The sequence below is a fragment of the Rhizobium sp. SL86 genome, from assembly GCF_026672545.1.
GTDB lineage: Bacteria > Pseudomonadota > Alphaproteobacteria > Rhizobiales > Rhizobiaceae > Neorhizobium.
On record NZ_JAPPRJ010000007.1, the window covers coordinates 134106 to 152721 of the forward strand.

13 protein-coding genes and 1 pseudogene are annotated in these 18616 nt (G+C 58.7%); 8 read left to right on the plus strand and 6 right to left on the minus strand.

The features are described 5' to 3' along the window. Window positions 1–62: 62 nt before the first annotated feature. The 3 genes from OU993_RS20515 to OU993_RS20525 all read right to left on the minus strand — a co-directional run bounded on the left by OU993_RS20515 (window position 63) and on the right by OU993_RS20525 (window position 2833). Window positions 63–824, minus strand: a complete 762-nt coding sequence (locus OU993_RS20515) for an ABC transporter permease (RefSeq protein ID WP_268160584.1) — start codon at window positions 822–824, stop codon at window positions 63–65. A 93-nt stretch (window positions 825–917) separates the two neighbouring features. Continuing rightward, window positions 918–1724, minus strand: a complete 807-nt coding sequence (locus OU993_RS20520) for an ABC transporter ATP-binding protein (RefSeq protein ID WP_268160586.1) — start codon at window positions 1722–1724, stop codon at window positions 918–920. Continuing rightward, the gene (locus tag OU993_RS20525; RefSeq protein ID WP_268160588.1) at window positions 1721–2833 is read right to left on the minus strand and encodes an ABC transporter substrate-binding protein; all 1113 of its coding nucleotides are present in this window, start codon (window positions 2831–2833) and stop codon (window positions 1721–1723) included. The genes OU993_RS20520 and OU993_RS20525 overlap by 4 nt, the downstream gene beginning before the upstream one ends. Before the next feature lie 235 nt (window positions 2834–3068). On the opposite strand from OU993_RS20525, the gene OU993_RS20530 reads away from it, so the two are divergent. Further along, entirely contained in the window at window positions 3069–4253 is a 1185-nt protein-coding gene (locus tag OU993_RS20530) for an MFS transporter (RefSeq protein WP_268160590.1), read from the plus strand. Window positions 4254–4754: 501 nt separating this feature from the next. On the opposite strand, the gene OU993_RS20535 is transcribed toward OU993_RS20530, so the two are convergent. Continuing rightward, window positions 4755–6017 (minus strand): MFS transporter, encoded by a 1263-nt coding sequence (locus OU993_RS20535; protein WP_268160592.1) that lies wholly within the window; start codon window positions 6015–6017, stop codon window positions 4755–4757. A gap of 148 nt (window positions 6018–6165) precedes the next feature. On the opposite strand from OU993_RS20535, the pseudogene OU993_RS20540 reads away from it, so the two are divergent. Beyond that, window positions 6166–6851 (plus strand): annotated as a pseudogene (locus OU993_RS20540) (IS5 family transposase). A 117-nt stretch (window positions 6852–6968) separates the two neighbouring features. Here OU993_RS20540 and OU993_RS20545 read toward each other — a convergent pair. Next, window positions 6969–8570 (minus strand): ABC transporter substrate-binding protein, encoded by a 1602-nt coding sequence (locus tag OU993_RS20545; RefSeq protein WP_268160594.1) that lies wholly within the window; start codon window positions 8568–8570, stop codon window positions 6969–6971. Between the two features lie 617 nt (window positions 8571–9187). On the opposite strand from OU993_RS20545, the gene OU993_RS20550 reads away from it, so the two are divergent. Further along, complete coding sequence (locus OU993_RS20550; RefSeq protein WP_268160596.1) at window positions 9188–10267, plus strand: IS630 family transposase; 1080 nt, start codon at window positions 9188–9190, stop codon at window positions 10265–10267. A gap of 198 nt (window positions 10268–10465) precedes the next feature. Here the strand turns inward: OU993_RS20550 and OU993_RS20555 are convergent, their stop codons facing one another. Then, the gene (locus tag OU993_RS20555; protein ID WP_268160598.1) at window positions 10466–11149 is read right to left on the minus strand and encodes a helix-turn-helix domain-containing protein; all 684 of its coding nucleotides are present in this window, start codon (window positions 11147–11149) and stop codon (window positions 10466–10468) included. 690 nt (window positions 11150–11839) lie between these two features. On the opposite strand from OU993_RS20555, the gene OU993_RS20560 reads away from it, so the two are divergent. The 5 genes from OU993_RS20560 (at window position 11840) to OU993_RS20580 (ending at window position 18212) form a co-directional block, all read left to right on the plus strand. Next, window positions 11840–14110: an amidase family protein gene (locus OU993_RS20560; RefSeq protein ID WP_268160600.1), complete on the plus strand. Its 2271-nt coding sequence runs from the start codon at window positions 11840–11842 to the stop codon at window positions 14108–14110. A 198-nt stretch (window positions 14111–14308) separates the two neighbouring features. Further along, entirely contained in the window at window positions 14309–15352 is a 1044-nt protein-coding gene (locus tag OU993_RS20565; protein WP_268160602.1) for an ABC transporter ATP-binding protein, read from the plus strand. Then, the gene (locus OU993_RS20570) at window positions 15352–16353 is read left to right on the plus strand and encodes an ABC transporter ATP-binding protein (RefSeq protein WP_268160604.1); all 1002 of its coding nucleotides are present in this window, start codon (window positions 15352–15354) and stop codon (window positions 16351–16353) included. The genes OU993_RS20565 and OU993_RS20570 overlap by 1 nt, the downstream gene beginning before the upstream one ends. A 9-nt stretch (window positions 16354–16362) precedes the next feature. Further along, window positions 16363–17316 (plus strand): ABC transporter permease, encoded by a 954-nt coding sequence (locus OU993_RS20575; RefSeq protein WP_268160606.1) that lies wholly within the window; start codon window positions 16363–16365, stop codon window positions 17314–17316. Continuing rightward, on the plus strand, window positions 17313–18212 hold the full coding sequence (locus OU993_RS20580; RefSeq protein ID WP_268160607.1) for an ABC transporter permease: 900 nt from the start codon (window positions 17313–17315) through the stop codon (window positions 18210–18212). Before OU993_RS20575 ends, OU993_RS20580 begins: the two co-directional genes overlap by 4 nt. Window positions 18213–18616 lie beyond the last annotated feature (404 nt).

Genomic DNA, 18616 nt, shown 5'->3' on the forward strand with positions numbered 1-18616 from the left:
GTTTCGGACTGACACATAGACAAGGCCTTTCGTGTTGCGGAATTTGCTGCGAGGTGACGCTCTCAGAGCGGTCGGCTCCAGGAGAGGAAGTGGCGGGATGCGGCGACGACGATCGCGTGCAGCGCCACGCCGAGGACCGAGAGAACGATCAGCACGGCGAAGATGCCGGCCGAGTTCATCCGCGCATCAAAGATCTTGATCAGCGTTCCGAGCCCGACGAGCGTGCCCGACCCGAGCAATTCGGCGACGACTGCGGCCGTGAGCGCAAGCACCAGACTGACCTCGAAGGCGGCGAAAACAAAGGGCAGCGCCACATAGACCTTGACGCGCAGGAGAGTCTGCCAGCGAGTCGCTCGATAGGCCTTCATCAGCTCCATCTGCTCTTCCGACGTCGAGTCTAGGCCGGCCATGGCGTTCACCAGAACCGGAAAGAAAAGGATGCTTATGACGAGTGCGATCTTCGATTCCATGCCAAAGCCGAACCAGATTAGGAACAGCGGCGCGACTGCAACCTTTGGTACAGCCTGCAGCGCCACGATGTATGGCTGCAGGATCATCTTCAGCACGGGAACCTCGGACAAAACGACGGCAAGCACGATTCCCAGAAGGGCGCCCACCACGAAGCCGATCACGGTCTGCTGTATGGTCACCCAGATCGCGCCAATCAGGATGCCCGAAACTGTCAGACCCCATAGCGACCGCATTACCTCCGCCGGCCCCGGGACGATGCGCGGATCCACGTCCAGGCCCTGCACGAGCATTTCCCAGGCAAGAATGCCTCCGAGAAGTTGGAGGACCTTGATTGTGATCTGCTGCGCGATCATTGCGAGGCGCGGTCTCTGAAGACCAGCCAGCGTGACAGCCATCATCCCTGCGCCCCGAACCTTGTCATCCGTCATAGCCATGGCCGCCTCCGTTCAATGCGGTATGAGGGCGCGGATCTCCGCGCCGAGCCTAGCGAAATGCGGTTCGCCGCGCAGATTGGGCTGCCGCGGACGCGGTAGATCGATCCTGATGTCGGCGACCACTCGGCCAGGCCGGGACGCCATGACCAGCACCCGGTCCGACAGATAGACCGCCTCCCCGATATCGTGTGTGATGAACACGACCGTCGGGTGGCTATACTCCCAGATCGCCAGGAGTTCGTCGTGCATGTGCTCGCGCGTCAACGCGTCAAGCGCGCCAAAGGGCTCGTCCATCAGGAGCACGGATGGCTCTGTCATCAGCGCGCGCGCGATGGAGACCCGCTGCTGCATGCCGCCGGAAAGCTCGCCCGGAAAGCGCTGGCCAACGCCCGTCAGCCGAACCATCTCAAGCAACTGCTCGACACGGGCGTTGATATCCGCCTTGGACATGCGGCCTTCGAGCTCGGCCGGCAACGCTATGTTTCGGGCGACGCTGAGCCAGGGGAGAAGCACCGCCTTCTGGAAGGCGATGCCGATTTCCGGCGATGGTGCCGTGACGACGTCTGTGCCCAGCAGCACGGCACCCTTCGAGGCATCGATCAGACCCGCAATGATGCGCATGACGGTCGACTTGCCGCAACCCGACGGGCCAACAATCGAGACGAACTCGCCGCCTGCGATCTTGAACGAGGTATCAGCCAGAGCGGTCACCTCGTCGCCGGTACGCGTCTTGAACACCTTGGTCAAAGATGAAACGTGGATGGGGCTTGCCTTCGTCGACGTTGCGTTCCCGGCCGTTTGCGAGATTTGCATGTTCATCGCCCGGCCGCCTCAATAATCGGAGCGCGCTCAAACTCGTTGGCTTTAGCGTTGAACTCGTTGGTGAAAAACTTGGTCGGATCGAAATCAGTCTTGATCTGGCCGGTCTTCTTGAGGAGGTCATAGTGGCGCTGCCAGGTGGCGGCGTCCTGTGAGCCCCACTTAAAGTCGATCGGGAATTCGTCGATGCGCATCTGGCTGATCGTAGCCCCGAGAATACGGAGTTCCTTTTTCATTGCCGTATCGACGGCATCTCCCGGAAGCGGCGCGCGCGTGGGATATGTTTTCCAGAAGGTCTCGACCACCTTCTTGGGATTGGTCTTGATGAAGACAGCCGACTTGGCAACGCCGCGGGCAATCGTCTGGACGATGTCGGGATTAGCGGCGATGTAGTCGTTACGCGCCACCAGACCAATGCCGTAATAATCGTTCTGCCATTGGCCATAAGGCAGCAGTCGCAGGTTGTAGCCCGCATTCTGGTAGGCGGCGAATAGGCCGGGCCAGGCAATGAAGGCATCGATGGTGCCGGTCTTCAGAGCTTCCATGGAGGTCACACCGTAGCCCGTCTCGACCACGCTCTTGGCAGGAGCGGCCGCCTTGTCGTCGTTCATGCGGATTGTGGTGAAGGCTTCGAGCGTGGTCGACAGCGCCGGCATTCCGACTACCTTGCCAGCAAGATCGCCAAAATTCTGGATAGGGGAACCGTCCATCACCGCCGCAGTGTAAATACTCTTGCGGATCAGCACATAGATCATCTTGATCGGCAGATCGCCGCCCTTGGCTGCCGCTAGCAAAATGCTGTCAGGTCCGAGCATCGCGAATTGTGCCTTGCCGGAAAGCAGAAGCTGCATGACCTGCCCGCTGGTGCCAGCGGTCTCAATGGTAACGTTGAGACCCTCATCCTTGAAGTAGCCGAGCTGCTGGGCCAGTGGCCCGTATGGCTCGTAGGAAACGTCCTGGTCGGTCGTGCTCAAAACGATTGTGGCCGTCTTCATGTCAACGGCAAACGCCGTCCCTTGAAACGGCAATGTCAGGCAGAGAAGGCCGATAGCGAGTGTGTAACGCGACAGCAGACTAACGGTGGTCGAGGCATTTCCGTGTGTGCGCATATCAGTTGTTCCCTGTTCGCAAGAGCTAAAGAACGTTCAATTCGAGCTTTCATATAATTTATAAAATCTTACTCGTCAGACCATTGTCAAGCTGTTATGTTTAAAAAAATAGCAAGCTCACGGATTGCCTATCAAATGATCATTCGCCTTTTTCCCGCCGCTTTACGTCGCATTTCGACTGCCTATTTTCGTGACAGCCGCCGCATGAATGCGCAGCGGCGCAAGGTGCATCTGGATGCGTGACGCAACCGTCAACAGCGGCTACAACCGCGCTGTGCTTTTGCTTTCAGCCTCGGGTTTTGCAGCGAGCGTGAGTTTGCGATCGATGGATACGCTGCTGCCGAGCCTCGCAGCCGATTTTGGCGTCACTGTCGGCCAGGCGTCCTATGTCATCACGGCCTACGCGCTCGGTTACGGTGCCTGCCAGTTGGCGGCGGGCCTGATCGGTGACCGCTTCGGCAAGTTCCAGCTAATCCTGACATTGTGTATCCTGAGCGCCGCAGCAACCGCGCTGTCCAGCCTCGCCTCTTCCCTTTCCCAACTGGTAGCCGCACGTATGCTGGCAGGCATGGTCGCCTCCGGCATCGTGCCGCTCGCCATGGCCTGGATCGGCGACCAGATCCCGATGGAGCAGCGCCAGGCAGTGATGGCGCGCTATATGGGCGGCATCATTTCCGGGACGCTTCTGGGGCAGGTGATTGGTGGCATCTTGGCCCAGAATGTCGGTTGGCGCATGACCACACTGGTATTCGCCATGGGCTTCCTCATCGTGGCCGCCGCCCTCTTTGCTGAGTCACGCAACGTCCAGAAGAGAGCGCACAAGGAGGCGGCGTCGAGCGGGCCCGGCCTGCTGCAAAATTTGCGCTCCATTCGCAACAACCCCTATGCGCTGACGATCCTGGCCGGTGTCGCTATTGAGGGTGTCGCTATTTTTGGCGTCTTGACCTTTACCGGCGCCAGCTTGCATCTTCGCTTCGGCTTGGGCCTTGGCTGGGTGGGCGGCATGCTTGCGTGTTTCGCTCTCGGTGGCCTTCTTTACTCCACCATGGTTGGCGCGCTGTTGCGTCGCTTTCACCGTGTAGCGCTGATCCGGGCGGGTGGGATCTTGTTGGCCTTAGGTCTGATGGCGCTCGGGTTCAGCCCGGTCGTATGGATTATGCCCTTTGCAATTATGGCCATGGGGGTCGGGTTTTACCTCATCCACAATCCGCTTCAGGTCCATGCCACGCAAATCCTGCCCTCGGCACGCGGAACCGGCGTGGCTCTGTTTGCAACCGTCCTGTTCCTGGCACAGTCGCTCGGCGTAGCGATTGGCGCGCCGCTGGTCGACGCCGGTGGGCTGTGGCCGATCTGCATGGCCTCGGCTTGCATCATGTCAGTCACCGGGTTCTGGCTCGCCCGCCAAATTGGCAACCGTTGACTGTGCTGCGGCCCCGCCGCCGGCGGCCCATCCCCTCAACCATGGGCATTCAGTCTGCACACTCCGGTATTGGACTTCCAAACGAACGATGGGCAAGCGGGTGGGAATTTCAACGACACAAACAGGTCTGCTGCCGAATTCGCCGGGAGATGCCTTTGTGGGCTCCACCGAAGTCGGAGGAAGTTAGGTAGATCTGGTATAATGAGATCGGTGCAGCAAGCCAACAAGGCTGGTTCAGCCAGAAAATCTTCGAGATGACGCAAGCTCAGCGAAAAGCGGAAGTAGAGCCATACTGCAAACACCACGGCTCCGCACCTGGTGCGAACGCTCCGCCGATCGGGTCATGCCGAACTCCAGATCGACCATTTCCAATCGTAGAAAAGCGCGGCTCCGAAACCTTGCCGTCTCCTGATCCACGCGCTCAGCCTGAAGCTGCACCAAAGCCGGAGAGGAGAGGAGACGCTACGTGGAAAATTTAGCGGCTTATCGCAATGGAACGCTTTATTTGATTTGTGGCAGAGGTGCATTGGCATTGTAGGTGCCGAGGTCGAGTCGCCGCAGGATGGGCGCCCGCCAAGCGACCATGGCAACAACCAGCATTGTGAGGCACCCGCCAGCAACAACGGCGCGGACCGGACCAAGTGCCGTCGCCGACAAGCCCATCTGTACGGCACCGAGTTCGTTGGAGGAACTGACGAAGACCATGCGCACCGCTGCAATGCGGCCGCGCATGTGCTCGGGCGAGGCGAGTCTCAGGATTGCGTGGCGGATCACCATGCTCAACCCGTCGCAGACACCGGCGACGAAGAGGGCTGCCATCGAGAGATAGAAATTCGTGGAGAGGCCGAAGGCAATCATGCTGAGACCGAAGCCGCCGATGATCAGGTGTAGCGTTAACCCTGCGGAAGCCTTTGGCATATATCGGATTGACACGATCGCTGCTGCAAGCGCGCCGGCAGCAATGGCCGCCCGAAGCAGGCCGAAGCCCGATGGGCCGACATTGAGAATATCTGTTGCAAACACCGGCAATAGGGCCGCTGCGCCGCCAAAGAAGACGGCGAAAAGATCAAGCGCCATTGAGCCGATCAGAACCTGGTTACTAAAGACGAATTTGACGCCTTCATAAATGCGGGTGAGCGGACCGGGGCCGCCCGCCTGCCGCTGCGGCACTGGTTTTTCGCCAATGCCGGTGGCGAAGATCAGCAACGTAGCGACGAAAAGTCCGCAGAGCACGCCGTAGCTGACGGCGGCACCGGAGACTGACCAGATGAAGCCCATCACCACAGGACCTACCATGTCGGCAACACGCCCGGAGGTGGAAATGATCGGCACACCGCGCAGCACCTGGGCGACCGGCAGGATCTGCGCTTCGAGGCCGACCGCGGCAGGCGTCTCATAGGCCCGCACGCTCGCCGAGAGGAAAGCCGCCAACAGTAGCATCGCGAGCAACCCGAACCCCGATAGGGACACCAAGACCAATCCGCCGCAGATGCATGTCAGCAGACCCACGGTGATCAAGACAATCGCGCGGCGGCTGTAGCGGTCGGCCACATCACCTCCATAGAGAGATAGCGTCAAAGCCGGGATCACCTGAACGATGCCGAGAAGCGCTATATCAAGCGGATCCTTGCGCACTTCATAGACGTGAAACGCCAGCATGACGGTCAGTGCGGAGGCCGCAAAGCGCTCTACGGTATTGGCTGCAACGAAAGCGCGAAATTCGCGGTTTCCCCATAGGTCGTGTTTCAGAAAGCGCGAAAGCATTACTGGCAACTCCGAATTTCAGATATCTGCTTTAGGGTCTGTGGGGATTCACAAATCAGCGCGAATGTGATTCACGCTTTGGATGGATGGTTTTGTACTGACAGACGCCCAATGGGCGAAGATAGAACCGCATTGTCTGGGAAAACCTATGGATCCCGGTCGCAGCGGAAGAAACAACCGGCTTTTCATTGAAGCCGTGCTTTGGATTGTGCGCACGGGCAGCCCATGGCGTGACCTGCCCGCCGCGTTTGGCAACTGGAGCACGGCATTCCGCCGGTTTCGCGACTGGCGTGAAGCCGACATTTTCAAACGCATATTCGATGCCCTCTCTGAAGAACCGGACATGGAATACGCCATGGTGGATGCCACCATCGTCAAGGTCCACCGACACGGTCAGGGCGCAAAAGGGGGACTCAGCGCCAGGCCATTGGTCGCTCAAAAGGCGGAATGACAACCAAAATCCTGGCCCTGACCGATGCTTTAGGCAATCTGGTCCGGTTCGAATTGCTGCCGGGCCATCGCTTCGACACGGTCGGCGTCGCGCCGCTCATTGATGGCATCGAGTTCGGTGCGCTACTCGCCGACAAAGCTTTCGATAGCAACAACATTGTAGCCGATCTCAACGAGCGCGGCGCGAATATCGTCATCTCACAACATCCGCGTCGATCAGCGCCTCTCCAAATCGACCCAGAGATTTACAAATGGCGACACCTGATCGAAAACTTCTTCTGCAAACTCAAAGAGTTCAAGCGCATTGCGATGAGAGCCTGTAAAACGGACCAGAGCTTTGAGGCCATGATCTATCTGGCAGCGGCTGTGATCAACTCACGATGAATCCCCACAGACCCTAGTTGGAGACACACGCACCTCACGGACGAGCCGTCCTGTGGGACGGCCCGCCGCATGCCATATGCAGTGGTAGAATTGGACACAGCCTGCCGTGATAATGGCCTATGGCTCAACCGTCACTTGCGTGAAGTCCTGGTACCAACTCTGCGCCTGAACGAAGCCCTTCACCTTGGGTGAAAGTGCGCGCGGATTGAGATCGTGAACCACGAAGAGCCGGGGCGCATCGTCGACAACAAGCGCATGCGCCTCGGCGATCTTCGCGTCCTGCTCCTCAACGTCAAAGCTCCCAAAGGCTTCCTTCATAAGTTGGTCGACCTTTTCGTTCTTGTAGTTGCTCCAGTTTGACGTGCCGGCCATGCTGGTCACGTTCGTGTAGAAGTTCGTTGGGTCACCAAACGGCTGACCGTGATTGATCGCGTCGCGATGCGGGGTTCCTTCTGTCCCGGGCATGATGCGCATGCCCTGCAACACCGTTCCCCAGTCTGCCACTTCATATTCAACCTTCACTCCAACTTCGGCGAGGGACTGCTGGACGAATTCTGCCATTGGAAGTGGGACCATATTTCCAGAGCCCGCGGTCGGCAGGAGAACCTTGAAACTCGGTTGATTGTCCGGCCCAAAGCCTGCCTCGGCGAGCAAGGCCTTGGCCTTGTCTGGATCATAGCGATATATTTCGGTCGGCTTGCCGAAATACTTGTTTTCCTTCTGGTAGATTCCAACCGCAGGAACGGCTGTTCCATTGAGGAGGGAGACCATTGCATCGCGGTCTATCGCGTAGTTGAGGGCACGGCGAACGCGGACATCCAGTAACGGACCCGGCTCCTTCAAATTGAACCGCCAGGACCAGACATGCAGATAGGGCTTGGTCACAACCTTGAAGCCTGCCGCTTCCAGGGAGGGAATGGAATCGGGCATCGGGAACTCGATCCAGTCAACCTGCCCAGAGCGCAGCGCGGCGACACGCGTATTGGCGTCCGGGATTGGAAGAAGTGTCAGCTTCTCGACCTTGGGGATCCGCCCCTTGTCCCAATAGTCTTCGTTGCGCACCAGTTCAATCGATGTCTGCCTGGTGACCTTCACCAACTTGAACGGCCCGGTGCCGGCGGGGGCAGCCTGAAACGCCACCCAATTTCCGGCCTTTTCATACTGCCGCGGACTGACGATGAAGACACGGGAAATTTGGTACGGCAGCATGCTGAACGGTATTTTGGTAATCAGTGCGATATGTTTGTCGTCGATCTTCTCGTAGGAGGCAATCATGCCTGTGTAAGTGCCGTAGCTGGCGGCCTGGGCCTGATCGTAATGCTTAGCTTGCTTGTTAAGGTGACGGTCGAAATTCCAGATGATGTCGTCGGCCGTCATTGTCGTGCCGTCATGGAACCGGACGCCATCGCGCAATGTGAAGATCCAGCGCTTGTTGTTGGCAGGATCGACATTCCATTCGGTCGCCAGTCCCGGAGTGAGGTCTGCTGGCGCATCAACCTTGGTGAAGTCCCAGTTCACCAGGGCATCGTAGATGGTGTAGCCGGCAAAGCGGCCACCCTCGCTGCCATTGTCTGGAATGCCACCAGTGGCAGGTACGTCCGATGTTGTCATCGCAATACGAAGGGTCTGCGCCTGGATCGACGCAGGGGCAAGCGCCAATGCGCTGGCGACAATCAGTGTTCTCGCGCCAGCAACACTCAATTTCCTCAGGATTCGCATGAAAGTTTCCTTTTTCCGTATGCGGACAACAGCTGCTGCCCACAGGGATTACCGTTCAGTGCGGCGCTGCTAAAGCGGGCACAGGTTCTCTTGCAGCCGCTTCAGCGGATGCGAGTTTTGAAATACGAGGTGGGAAACAGACGTCCTTCGCGCGCTGAAGGAGGTGCCTATTCAATAAATCGGGCCAAAATCAAAGGCGTGTCGGCCCAGTCATGACGGAAAGGCCGAATTCTCCGACCTGTCCTGCTGCCATACACCATAATCCGATAAGCGGATGCGGTCGTATCAATCGACGTCTGCGTGTCGCAGACACAATCGTCTCGTTGGACAAGAAGCATGATGGCCTTCCGAGCTGGTCTCTGCCCTTGTATGAAGCGAGTTAAAAGCGATGAGAACATCTTGTCAAGCGACTTGAGTAAAAATCACGTATGCTCTAATTGCATAGCAGCAATATTCTTTTTGCATTGGAGAAGAAGTAGCCGGACTGACCATTGGCGGCGCTGCCGATGGACAAAAAAATGGGCAGATCAACCGTCTGCCCCTTCCTAGTGGATTGATCGAAACAAAAGATTCCGTTTTGCGATTCCCAAGGGTTGTAGAATGTGCGACATTCGGGAATGCGCACAGGGATCACATTTGACGTCACGGTCGCCGACCGAGTTCGGCTTCAAGCCATCATAGCCGCCCCGACCTCTCCGCAAAAGCATGTGTGGCGGGCGAAGATCATCTTGATGAGCGGCGAGGGTCTGGGAACGGTCGCGATCATGGAGGCGACAGGAAAATCCAAACCCTGCGTCTGGCGCTGGCAGGAGCGTTTCATGTCCGAGGGTGTCGATGGCCTCCTGCGCGACAAGAGCAGACCGCCCGGCATTGCGCCGCTTGATGGCGAACTCGTTGAGCGGGTCGTGGCACTGACGCTTGAGCCGCCTCGAGAGGAAGCCACGCACTGGACCGTTCGTGCGATGGCGAAGGCTGCCGGGATTGCCGCCTCTTCGGTCGTGAAGATCTGGCATGAACATGGCCTTGCGCCGCACCGCTGGCGCAGCTTCAAACTGTCGAATGACAAGGCGTTTGCCGAGAAGCTTCACGATGTCGTCGGCCTCTATGTCTCCCCGCCGGCCCACGCCATTGTCTTGTCGGTTGATGAGAAAAGCCAGATCCAGGCGCTCGACCGGACCCAACCGGGCCTGCCGCTCAAGAAGGGGCGCGCCGGCACCATGACCCACGACTATCAGCGCCACGGCACCACTACCCTGTTTGCCGCCCTCAATGTTCTCGACGGATCGGTGATCGGCAAAAACATGCAACGCCATCGGCATCAGGAGTTTATTCGCTTCCTCAACGCCACTGAGGCGGAACTGCCGAAAGACAAAGCCGTCCACGTCATTCTTGATAATTACGCGACCCACAAGCAGCCGAGGGTTCGGGCCTGGTTGGCAAGGCATCCAAGATGGACCTTCCACTTCGTTCCGACATCCTGCTCTTGGCTCAACGCAGTTGAAGGCTTCTTCGCGAAACTGACACGCCGACGGCTGAAGCACGGCGTCTTCCACTCCGTCGTTGACCTGCAGGCGGCCATCAATCGCTTCGTCAAGGAGCACAATCGAGAACCAAAGCCGTTCATCTGGAAAGCAAACCCGAACGACATAATTGCTGCAGTCAGGCGTGGGCACCAAACGTTGGAATCAATCCACTAGTGGTCTGATTTTGACATTTGCTACCGTCCGCAGCACCCTCGCGAGCAAATGTCAAAATCATCAAGACCACTAGCAACTATTTGTTTCTAGTGGAATTTTCGAATTTGACATTTGATCCTCGAGCTCGCCGCAGGTGGGTATCAAATGTCAAATTCATTCCACTAGAAGTGCCGCGACAAGTCTTTTATGGCCTGCACATCAAAGGCTGGGCGGCGTATTGACCCACAAGATACGGGCCACCTTATCGCTTACATTGTGATAGCCGTGCGGCAAGGATGACGAGAAGAACAGCAAATCGCCCTGCTTGAGCGAATAGCATCGGCCATCGACGGTGACGTTTAGCTCGCCCTCGATGAGATAACCAACCTCCTCGCCAATATGCTCGACATCATTGTCGCTCCTCACGCCAGCTGGAATGTTGAGGATCAAGGCCTGCAGAAGTCCGCTTCTGACCACGGGAAGGATGCGTTCAAACCAGGCGCCCTGGCGACCGGCGCCACGGTCCTCGATCCGTGCCCGTCGTTCTGACGGGAAATGATGGGCAGGGCCTTCATCCGCTTCGAATTCGGCAAAGAGCTCCGCAATACTGGTACCGAGCGCGCTTGCAAGACGGTGCAGAAATGAAATCGACGGCATCAGCTTTTCGTTTTCCAGCTTTGAAAGCATGCTTTCAGAGCAGCCTATGATATCGGCGAGTTCCTTGAGTGTATGGCCCTGCAACAGGCGGGCGTGTCGCAGCTTTGACCCGACGCGGAACTCGGCCGGCATTCCGTCGGCAGGCGGGCGCCCCTTGAGCTTGATAATCGTCGAGTCCTTGTCACCCGCCACGTCCTCGATGAGATGGGCAGTGTCTTTGGTACCGCTTGATTGCACCACGGTCATTGTTCCTTGACTATCATTCCGCGATCTTGCGGCTCGTTGCACTCTTTAATCGAGGAGACAACACAGGTCCACAACAGGCGCAATTGACCTCGCCCCGCCTCAGATGCGCGCTTGGGCATAAGACCCCGCCTAAACGCCTGCAGAACTCCTGGAGGTCTGCACCAGCGCGCGTAAAGTTATGGAATCCGCTCATGACATGGCTGAAAACGTTCGCGTAGCAGGCTGCGCCAACATCAATGCCCGTTCTTTTGCGGGTCCGGCTGTTTTCTCCCTGATGCAGAACTATCGCATTCTTGATTGCGCATCAAGCCACTTGACAAAACTGCGATCCTCTCGCAGGCTATACCCGTTAGCCATCGAAGGGCGTCCGAGCCTCCCGATGATCGGCCGACGAAACTGAATGCTCCGGCGCTTTGCCGGTGCCGTTTCGTTCGGCTCACATGTCTCTCGCAGGCATGTTCTCCGAATCCATTCCAGCCCCGCGAGACGATCTGCCCGCTCTCAAGAGCCTTGTGGGTTGATCGTCGGAAATTTTCACCGCTCCCGTGGAGGAGCTATTCACCGGCCGTATTGCGCCGTGGTGAGGGTATGATCATGAATGAAGCTATTGCGCCTGTCGCCTCAGAAGCTGCGCGTGCCCCAAACCTTTTCCGCCCGCCCTTCCAACTCGAAGAGGCAACGATCGACGAAATGCATGCGGCGATCGTCGCCGGGGAAATCACCTGCGTCCAGATCGTCCAGCACTATATCGACCGTGCGCGAGCCTTCAACGGCGTTGCCAGCATGCTGGTGACCGAAGATGGCGCGCCGGTGCCGGAATTGCCAGGCACGGTGCGCGCAACTGCGCCGCTCAAGTTTCCAACGCAGACCGTCAAGGCATCGGACATTCTGCCCGATCTCGATAAGTACCAGGGTCCTCCGCTGGAATTCGGCCGCATGGAAACAACCGCGTCCGATCCAACAGTCTACCAGCAATATGGCATGCTTGTTGGCATCCCGAATGCCGGCCAGGTGAATGGCATCGGCACGCTCAACATCCGCGGCGAACGCTCCGTGACGTGCCGCGGCGATTTTGACCTACACCCAAGCAAGGGCCCGCTGCCTGCCGGAGCGCCGGCCGTTGCCGAAATCTTCCGCCATTATCCGGACGCACTTGAACAGGCCGCCCTGCTTGATGCCGAATACGGCACCAATCCGGATCTAGAGAAACTGCCTTTGTACGGCGTTTGCTTCTCGTTCAAGGATCCGTTTGACTGCAAGGACATGCGCTCGACCGGCGGTGGTGACGCCGCCTATGATATGGATGCTCCGGCCAAAGACCATGTCCTCGTCGACCAGATCCGCAAGAAGGGCGGCATCATCTTCTGCAAAGCCATCAACACCGAATATAATGGTCGCGCCGGCGATCCTGGCGGACGCCACAGACCAGACAAGATCCTTCCCTCTGTCCTAGGATACCAGCGCTCCAGCTGGGGCGGTAATCCCTCCAACCCATATGACACGACCCGCGCAGCCTCGCTTGGCTCAAGCTCTGGTTCCGGTGTGACGGTCAGCGCCAATTTCTGCATGATCAGCCTCGGCGAAGAAACGCGCGCGTCCTGCCGCGGCCCGTCAAACCACAATTCGATTGCCCTCATCCTGCCGCACAAGGCCATGATTGGCTTTGATGGCGGTGCCATCGGCGCGGATATCTATTGTGACCGGACCGGGATCCATGCCCGCAAGATAGCCGATGCCGCCAAGGTCCTTGATGCCTTGAAAGACCCGGAACAGGGCTATTACGACCCACGCGATCCGTTCACCACCGTGCCGCGCAGTTCGGTCCTTGCCACGCCCTACCTCAGCCATGCGAAAGGCAGCGGCGCGGCCGGGGCGCTTACGGGCATACGGCTGGGTGTAATTCGCGAGTCGATGATCACCGCCGGCTCCAAGGCCGCCGAGCCGATCGCGCAGGCTGCCGTCAAGGAGATTAACACAATCCTCAAGGACCACCTGGGGGCAACGCTGGTCGAATCCCAAGACCGGCGCTGGACGCCAGACGGCTCTATCGAGCAGATGAAAGTCGATTTCCGAAAGGCGCTGGCTCGACTGGTTCCGGTGTTCATGCCCGATCTGATGTTCCGACTGACGCCGCAGGGCGAACCGCTATTCAAGGAGTTCGCCGAAGCCATCCAGCCCACTGAATTCATGCCCGGCAAAGTGTTCGGTTCCGGAACTATGAAGCCCATCGATTACTTCGTGGCCATGGCCGACAGCGTCATCACCCCCCCGTCGAACCTCGACATTGCAACGGTGCAGCAGCAGGAACTGGCCAATACATTCCGCTACCACCTGCCGCAATATCTCACCCGCCGCGCCGCCGATTGGGCGGAGAAGGGAATTACGGAAACCCTCATCAACTTCGAGGAGCTCAACAAGCGCTCGAAATACTGGGGCGATGATCAGCGGGCCGCGTTCTTGAACTGGGAGGAAATAGCCGATCCCCGCAACCCATGGGAAGGACGCCAAGGCGTCAACGAGCGGATCATGCTGCGTGAACTGCTGCGCCGTTGCGACATGATGGTGATCCTGGAAAACAAGCTCGATGCCTTCGTGCGGCTGCATACGCCTTTGCCGCCGGCTAAAATCGGCGGGGCCAACGAGCCGGGAACAATCCAGAACCTGCGCCTGGAATCTTTCTACGGGCCAAACGGCGGACTCACCGAGGTCCTGATCCCGGCCGGTTTTGTCAGGACCGTCTATGACCCCGTGCTGACGCTGTCGGACGACGGCAAGCGGTATGTTCCGAAGCTTTCGGACGTCGCCACCGAGTTACCGGAGCCCGGCCTCCCCTTCTCGCTGGTATTTCGCGCGGAGCCTGGAAAGGAAGACCTGCTGCTGAAGGTCGCGTCATCTTACGAGAACGCGTCCAAGCGCCGCGTCCCTCCGCCGGCCTTCGGCCCCATACCACGCAGCAGCTGACTGGTCTCGCCTCGGCCTTGCACAAGGCCGAGGCGTTCATCCGGCCTCATGGGCGGTTTTAACGAATTCTATATCGGCGACCTCAAAATATCGCTGCTGCAATACATCACTCCGAATTGGAACGTATTTAATCGTCACCTACCTATACGCATTTTTGCTTCGACTATTGCGCTTTATTCTGAAAATTGAGGACGAGCGATGGCAAACGAACTGAACCAGTTACCCGACCGCGGCGGCCCCGCACAACCTCTCCTGATCGTCAACGGACTGACGAAGCACTTCCCGGTCGGCTCCCTGCTATCGGGCGGCAAGCAGCTAGTGCGCGCCGTCGATGGGCTTAGTCTGACCGTCGCCAAACAGGAGACGCTTGGAATCGTCGGTGAATCGGGCTGCGGCAAGTCGACCGCCTCGCGCTTGATCATGTCCTTGATCGAGCCGACGGCCGGCGAGGTGATTTTCGATGGCGAAGTGGTCGGCTCGCGGGGAGGCTTGCCCCTTAAGGACTATCGACGACAGGTGCAGATGGTGTTCCAGGACAGCTATGCATCCCTCAATCCGCGTCTGACGATCGAGGAATCCATCGCCTACGGGCCAAAGGTCCACGGGATACCACACGCCAAGGCGGTCGAGCGCGCCAACGACCTCCTGGAGGCTGTCGGCCTGATACCCGCGCAATTCGCCAGGCGGTTCCCGCATGAGTTGTCCGGCGGCCAGCGCCAGCGCGTCAACATCGCCCGTGCCTTGGCCCTTCACCCGCGCATGCTGATCCTTGACGAGCCGGTTTCGGCACTGGACAAATCCGTGGAGGCGCAGGTGCTGAACCTGCTGCTGGACCTCAAGGCACAATTTGGCCTGACCTACCTGTTCATCAGCCACGATCTCAATGTGGTCGAACACGTCGCCGACCGGGTGCTGGTGATGTATCTCGGCCGCGTCGCCGAGATCGGACCGGTCGCTGATATATTTGGGGCGCCGGCCCATCCGTATACGACAGCATTGCTCGCCAGCCGACCATCGATGGATCCACGACGTCGGCGCACCGAGCCACCCCTGAAAGGGGATCCGCCAAATCCGATCAACCCGCCCTCAGGCTGTCGATTCCGAACGCGGTGTTCGCTCGCAAGGGCCCTGTGTGCTGCCGAAACCCCGGCATTGTCGTCGTCAGACAGCCAGCACGCCGTCGCCTGCCACGCGGCTACCCCCGGCAGTGGCTATGCCCAAAGCGAAAGAATGGTGGCGTGATGAACGAGACAGTGAGCCAGACAAGGACTGGCGATTACCTGGTGCGTGCCCGTGACCTCAACGTTGCTTTCGTGTCGCGCGAGGCGACGGTGAACGCCGTCAACGGGATCGATCTCGATCTCGCCTTCGGCGAGGTGCTGTGCATTCTCGGTGAAAGCGGCTCAGGCAAATCGGTCACCTTGCGGGCGCTGATGCGGCTCAATCCCAAGGGAAAGACCGTCATGAGCGGCGAATTATCCGTCGCCGGCCATGACATGATGGCGCTGCCAGACTCCATGCTCACGTCGGTGCGCGGGCGCGAAGTGTCGATGATTTTTCAAGAGCCCATGACGGCGCTCGATCCCGTGTTCACCATCGGGCGACAGATTGGCGAGACCATTGTTCGCCATGAGGGCATCAGCCGCAGGGAAGCAGAACAGCGTGCACTTGACCTGCTGGAACTGGTGCAGATCCCCTCTGCCAAACGCCGGCTCAGCGCCTATCCGCACGAACTCTCCGGCGGACTTCGTCAGCGCGCCATGATCGCAATGGCAATCTCGTGTCGCCCGAAACTGCTGCTGGCGGATGAGCCTACCACCGCTCTCGACGCCACCGTGCAGATCCAGATCCTGCTGCTGCTACGCCGCCTTCAACAGGAACTTGGAATGGGCGTGATTTTCGTCACCCACGATCTTGGCGTTGCAGGCGAAATCGCCGACCGCATAGCCGTCATGTATGCGGGCCGCATGGTCGAACAGGCATCGGTGACCGATTTCATCACGAGGCCGCTCCATCCTTACGCCCAAGGCCTAATGGGCGCGACCGTGCATTCGGGCATGCGCGGCCATCGTCTGACCACCATACCCGGTTCGCCGCCGGACCTGAGGCTGCCGATCAGCGGCTGCGCCTTTGCAGCACGCTGCCCCCATGTCGTGAATGCTTGCCGGGCCGCATTGCCGCCCTTCCGCCATCCTGAACCCGGCCGTGCGGTCCGGTGCGTCAGGTTTGAAGAAGCCGCCTGAGGATTGATCATGTTTTACTATGTCGTCCGCCGCATCATTTACATTATCCCGATTTCACTGGCGGTCAGCCTCGTCTGCTTTCTGCTCGTCCATATTGCTCCGGGCGATCCGATCGACGCCATGGTGGCACCGGACACCCCACCTGTTGTCATCGAACAGGTTCGCGCCCAGTTCGGTCTCGACCAGCCCCTCCCCGTACAGTTCGGAATCTGGCTCGCCAAGGTCGTCCAAGGCGACCTGGGCAACTCGCTGATCAAAGGCAGGCCGATTGCCGCCGACCTGCTATCCGCCAGCGCCAATACCTTCATCCTCGCGATGACAGGCGGGCTTCTTGGAGTTTTGATCGGCTGCGTTTTCGGGGGCATCGCCGGCGTCTATCGGGGTACCTGGATAGACCGAGTCCTGCTCGGTACCGCCGTCGCCGGCGTCTCGGTGCCTCATTACTGGCTTGGCATGGTGATGGTCATTATCTTTTCTGTAAATCTCAACCTGTTGCCGGCCATGGGTGCCGGCCCTGGCGGCTCGACCGAATGGGCCTGGGACTGGGCTCATATCCAATTCTTGATCCTCCCCTCGATCACGCTGTGCGTCATTCCGGCGGGCCTCGTGACCCGAACGGTACGCGGCCTGGTGAGCGACATCATGAGCCAGGACTTTATTACCACGCTACGCGGCAAGGGTCTGCGCCGCTCCGGCATCATCAATCACGTGATACAGAACGCGGCACCAACCGTGCTCGCGGTCATCGGTCTGCAACTCGCCAATCTGATGGGCGGATCCATCCTGGTGGAGACCGTCTTTGCATGGCCGGGAACCGGCATGATGCTGAACAATGCAATCTTCCAGCGAGACATCCCAGTCCTGCAGGCAACAACCCTTGTCCTGGCCCTCTTCTTCGTCGTCCTTAACCTGGTGGTGGATCTTATCCAGACCGCCATAGACCCACGGATCATCCGCCGATGAGCATTCTTTCACACCAACAATCTGCCGTTGTTTCGTTGGCGCGCAAAGTGTCCACTAGCGACAGCTACTGGCGCGGCGTTGGCAGGCGGCTGCTGCGGGACAAGACGACGATGGTTTGCGGCGCAGTCCTCATCGTCATGGCACTGATGATGATCTTTGCGCCCCTACTGACCTCCTACGCACCGACGGAAGGCAGCATTGCGAGGCGTCTGAAGCCGGTTGGCACGCCGAGCTATATGCTAGGCACCGACGAACTGGGGCGGGACATGCTCACCCGGCTGCTGTTCGGCGGACGATATTCCTGGTTCGTGGGCATCACGCCAGTCATTCTCGCCTTCATCGTCGGCGGCATGCTCGGCATCATCGCCGGCTTTGCAGGCGGCAAGGTCAATATGTTGATCATGCGCGTAACAGACGTCTTCTACGCCTTCCCGTCGGTGCTGCTTGCGGTCGCCGTCAGTGGCGCACTTGGTGCCGGTATCCTGAACGCCATCCTATCGCTCACGATCGTCTTCATTCCGCCGATCATTCGCGTGTCGGAGAGCGTCACGACTGCCGTGCGCAACCTCGACTATGCCGAAGCGGCGCGCGCCACTGGTGCCAGCGCTTCCTCGATCGTGCGGGTTCATGTGCTGCCAAACGTGCTCGGTCCGATTTTCGTCTATGCCACCAGCCTGGTGGGCGTGTCCATGATCGTGGCCTCAGGTCTTTCCTTCCTTGGCCTAGGCATCAAGCCGCCCGATCCGGAATGGGGACTGATGCTCAACACCCTGCGCACCGCAATCTATTCGCAGCCGCTGATCGCCACGCTTCCCGGCATGTGCATTTTCATGACAAGCGTCTGCTTCAACTTTGTAAGCGATGGCTTGCGCACTGCCATGGATGTGCGGGCCTGATCGGCATGCCGTCCCTTCCATCTGCTTTTCTCCGAGGAGTTTTACAATGAAAGCAGCCGTGTTGCATGGATCAGCGGGATATCGACGCGATACCCTCAACCTGTAGGGGCACATCGAAAGCTACCGTAAACGCCTGAAAGAAATGAAAGCGCCTCAGGCTGGTGAGGTAGCTGATGCGCCTTTTGGGTATACCTACTGAGACAGTCTCCGTGAGACGCAAATCAGTGTATCATTTGGGTCGGTTTTCAATTTTTGGGACAGCATCCGGGGCAGGTCCAGAAGCTATTGAGACGTTCTTGGTGCGCTTTGACTCCTAGCAAATCAAGAAACCGTGGAACGAATGCTGAATGAAAAGCGGCGCCACCGCCGTACGATCATGCCTCTACCTTGTACGTCGTACAACC

Coding starts and splice junctions, on each gene's coding strand:
- OU993_RS20515 (WP_268160584.1), bottom strand. CDS start 824: ATGATCGCGCAGCAGATCACAATCAAGGTCCTCCAACTTCTCGGAGGC.
- OU993_RS20520 (WP_268160586.1), bottom strand. CDS start 1,724: ATGAACATGCAAATCTCGCAAACGGCCGGGAACGCAACGTCGACGAAG.
- OU993_RS20525 (WP_268160588.1), bottom strand. CDS start 2,833: ATGCGCACACACGGAAATGCCTCGACCACCGTTAGTCTGCTGTCGCGT.
- OU993_RS20530 (WP_268160590.1), top strand. CDS start 3,069: ATGCGTGACGCAACCGTCAACAGCGGCTACAACCGCGCTGTGCTTTTG.
- OU993_RS20535 (WP_268160592.1), bottom strand. CDS start 6,017: ATGCTTTCGCGCTTTCTGAAACACGACCTATGGGGAAACCGCGAATTT.
- OU993_RS20545 (WP_268160594.1), bottom strand. CDS start 8,570: ATGCGAATCCTGAGGAAATTGAGTGTTGCTGGCGCGAGAACACTGATT.
- OU993_RS20550 (WP_268160596.1), top strand. CDS start 9,188: ATGCGCACAGGGATCACATTTGACGTCACGGTCGCCGACCGAGTTCGG.
- OU993_RS20555 (WP_268160598.1), bottom strand. CDS start 11,149: ATGACCGTGGTGCAATCAAGCGGTACCAAAGACACTGCCCATCTCATC.
- OU993_RS20560 (WP_268160600.1), top strand. CDS start 11,840: ATGCATGCGGCGATCGTCGCCGGGGAAATCACCTGCGTCCAGATCGTC.
- OU993_RS20565 (WP_268160602.1), top strand. CDS start 14,309: ATGGCAAACGAACTGAACCAGTTACCCGACCGCGGCGGCCCCGCACAA.
- OU993_RS20570 (WP_268160604.1), top strand. CDS start 15,352: ATGAACGAGACAGTGAGCCAGACAAGGACTGGCGATTACCTGGTGCGT.
- OU993_RS20575 (WP_268160606.1), top strand. CDS start 16,363: ATGTTTTACTATGTCGTCCGCCGCATCATTTACATTATCCCGATTTCA.
- OU993_RS20580 (WP_268160607.1), top strand. CDS start 17,313: ATGAGCATTCTTTCACACCAACAATCTGCCGTTGTTTCGTTGGCGCGC.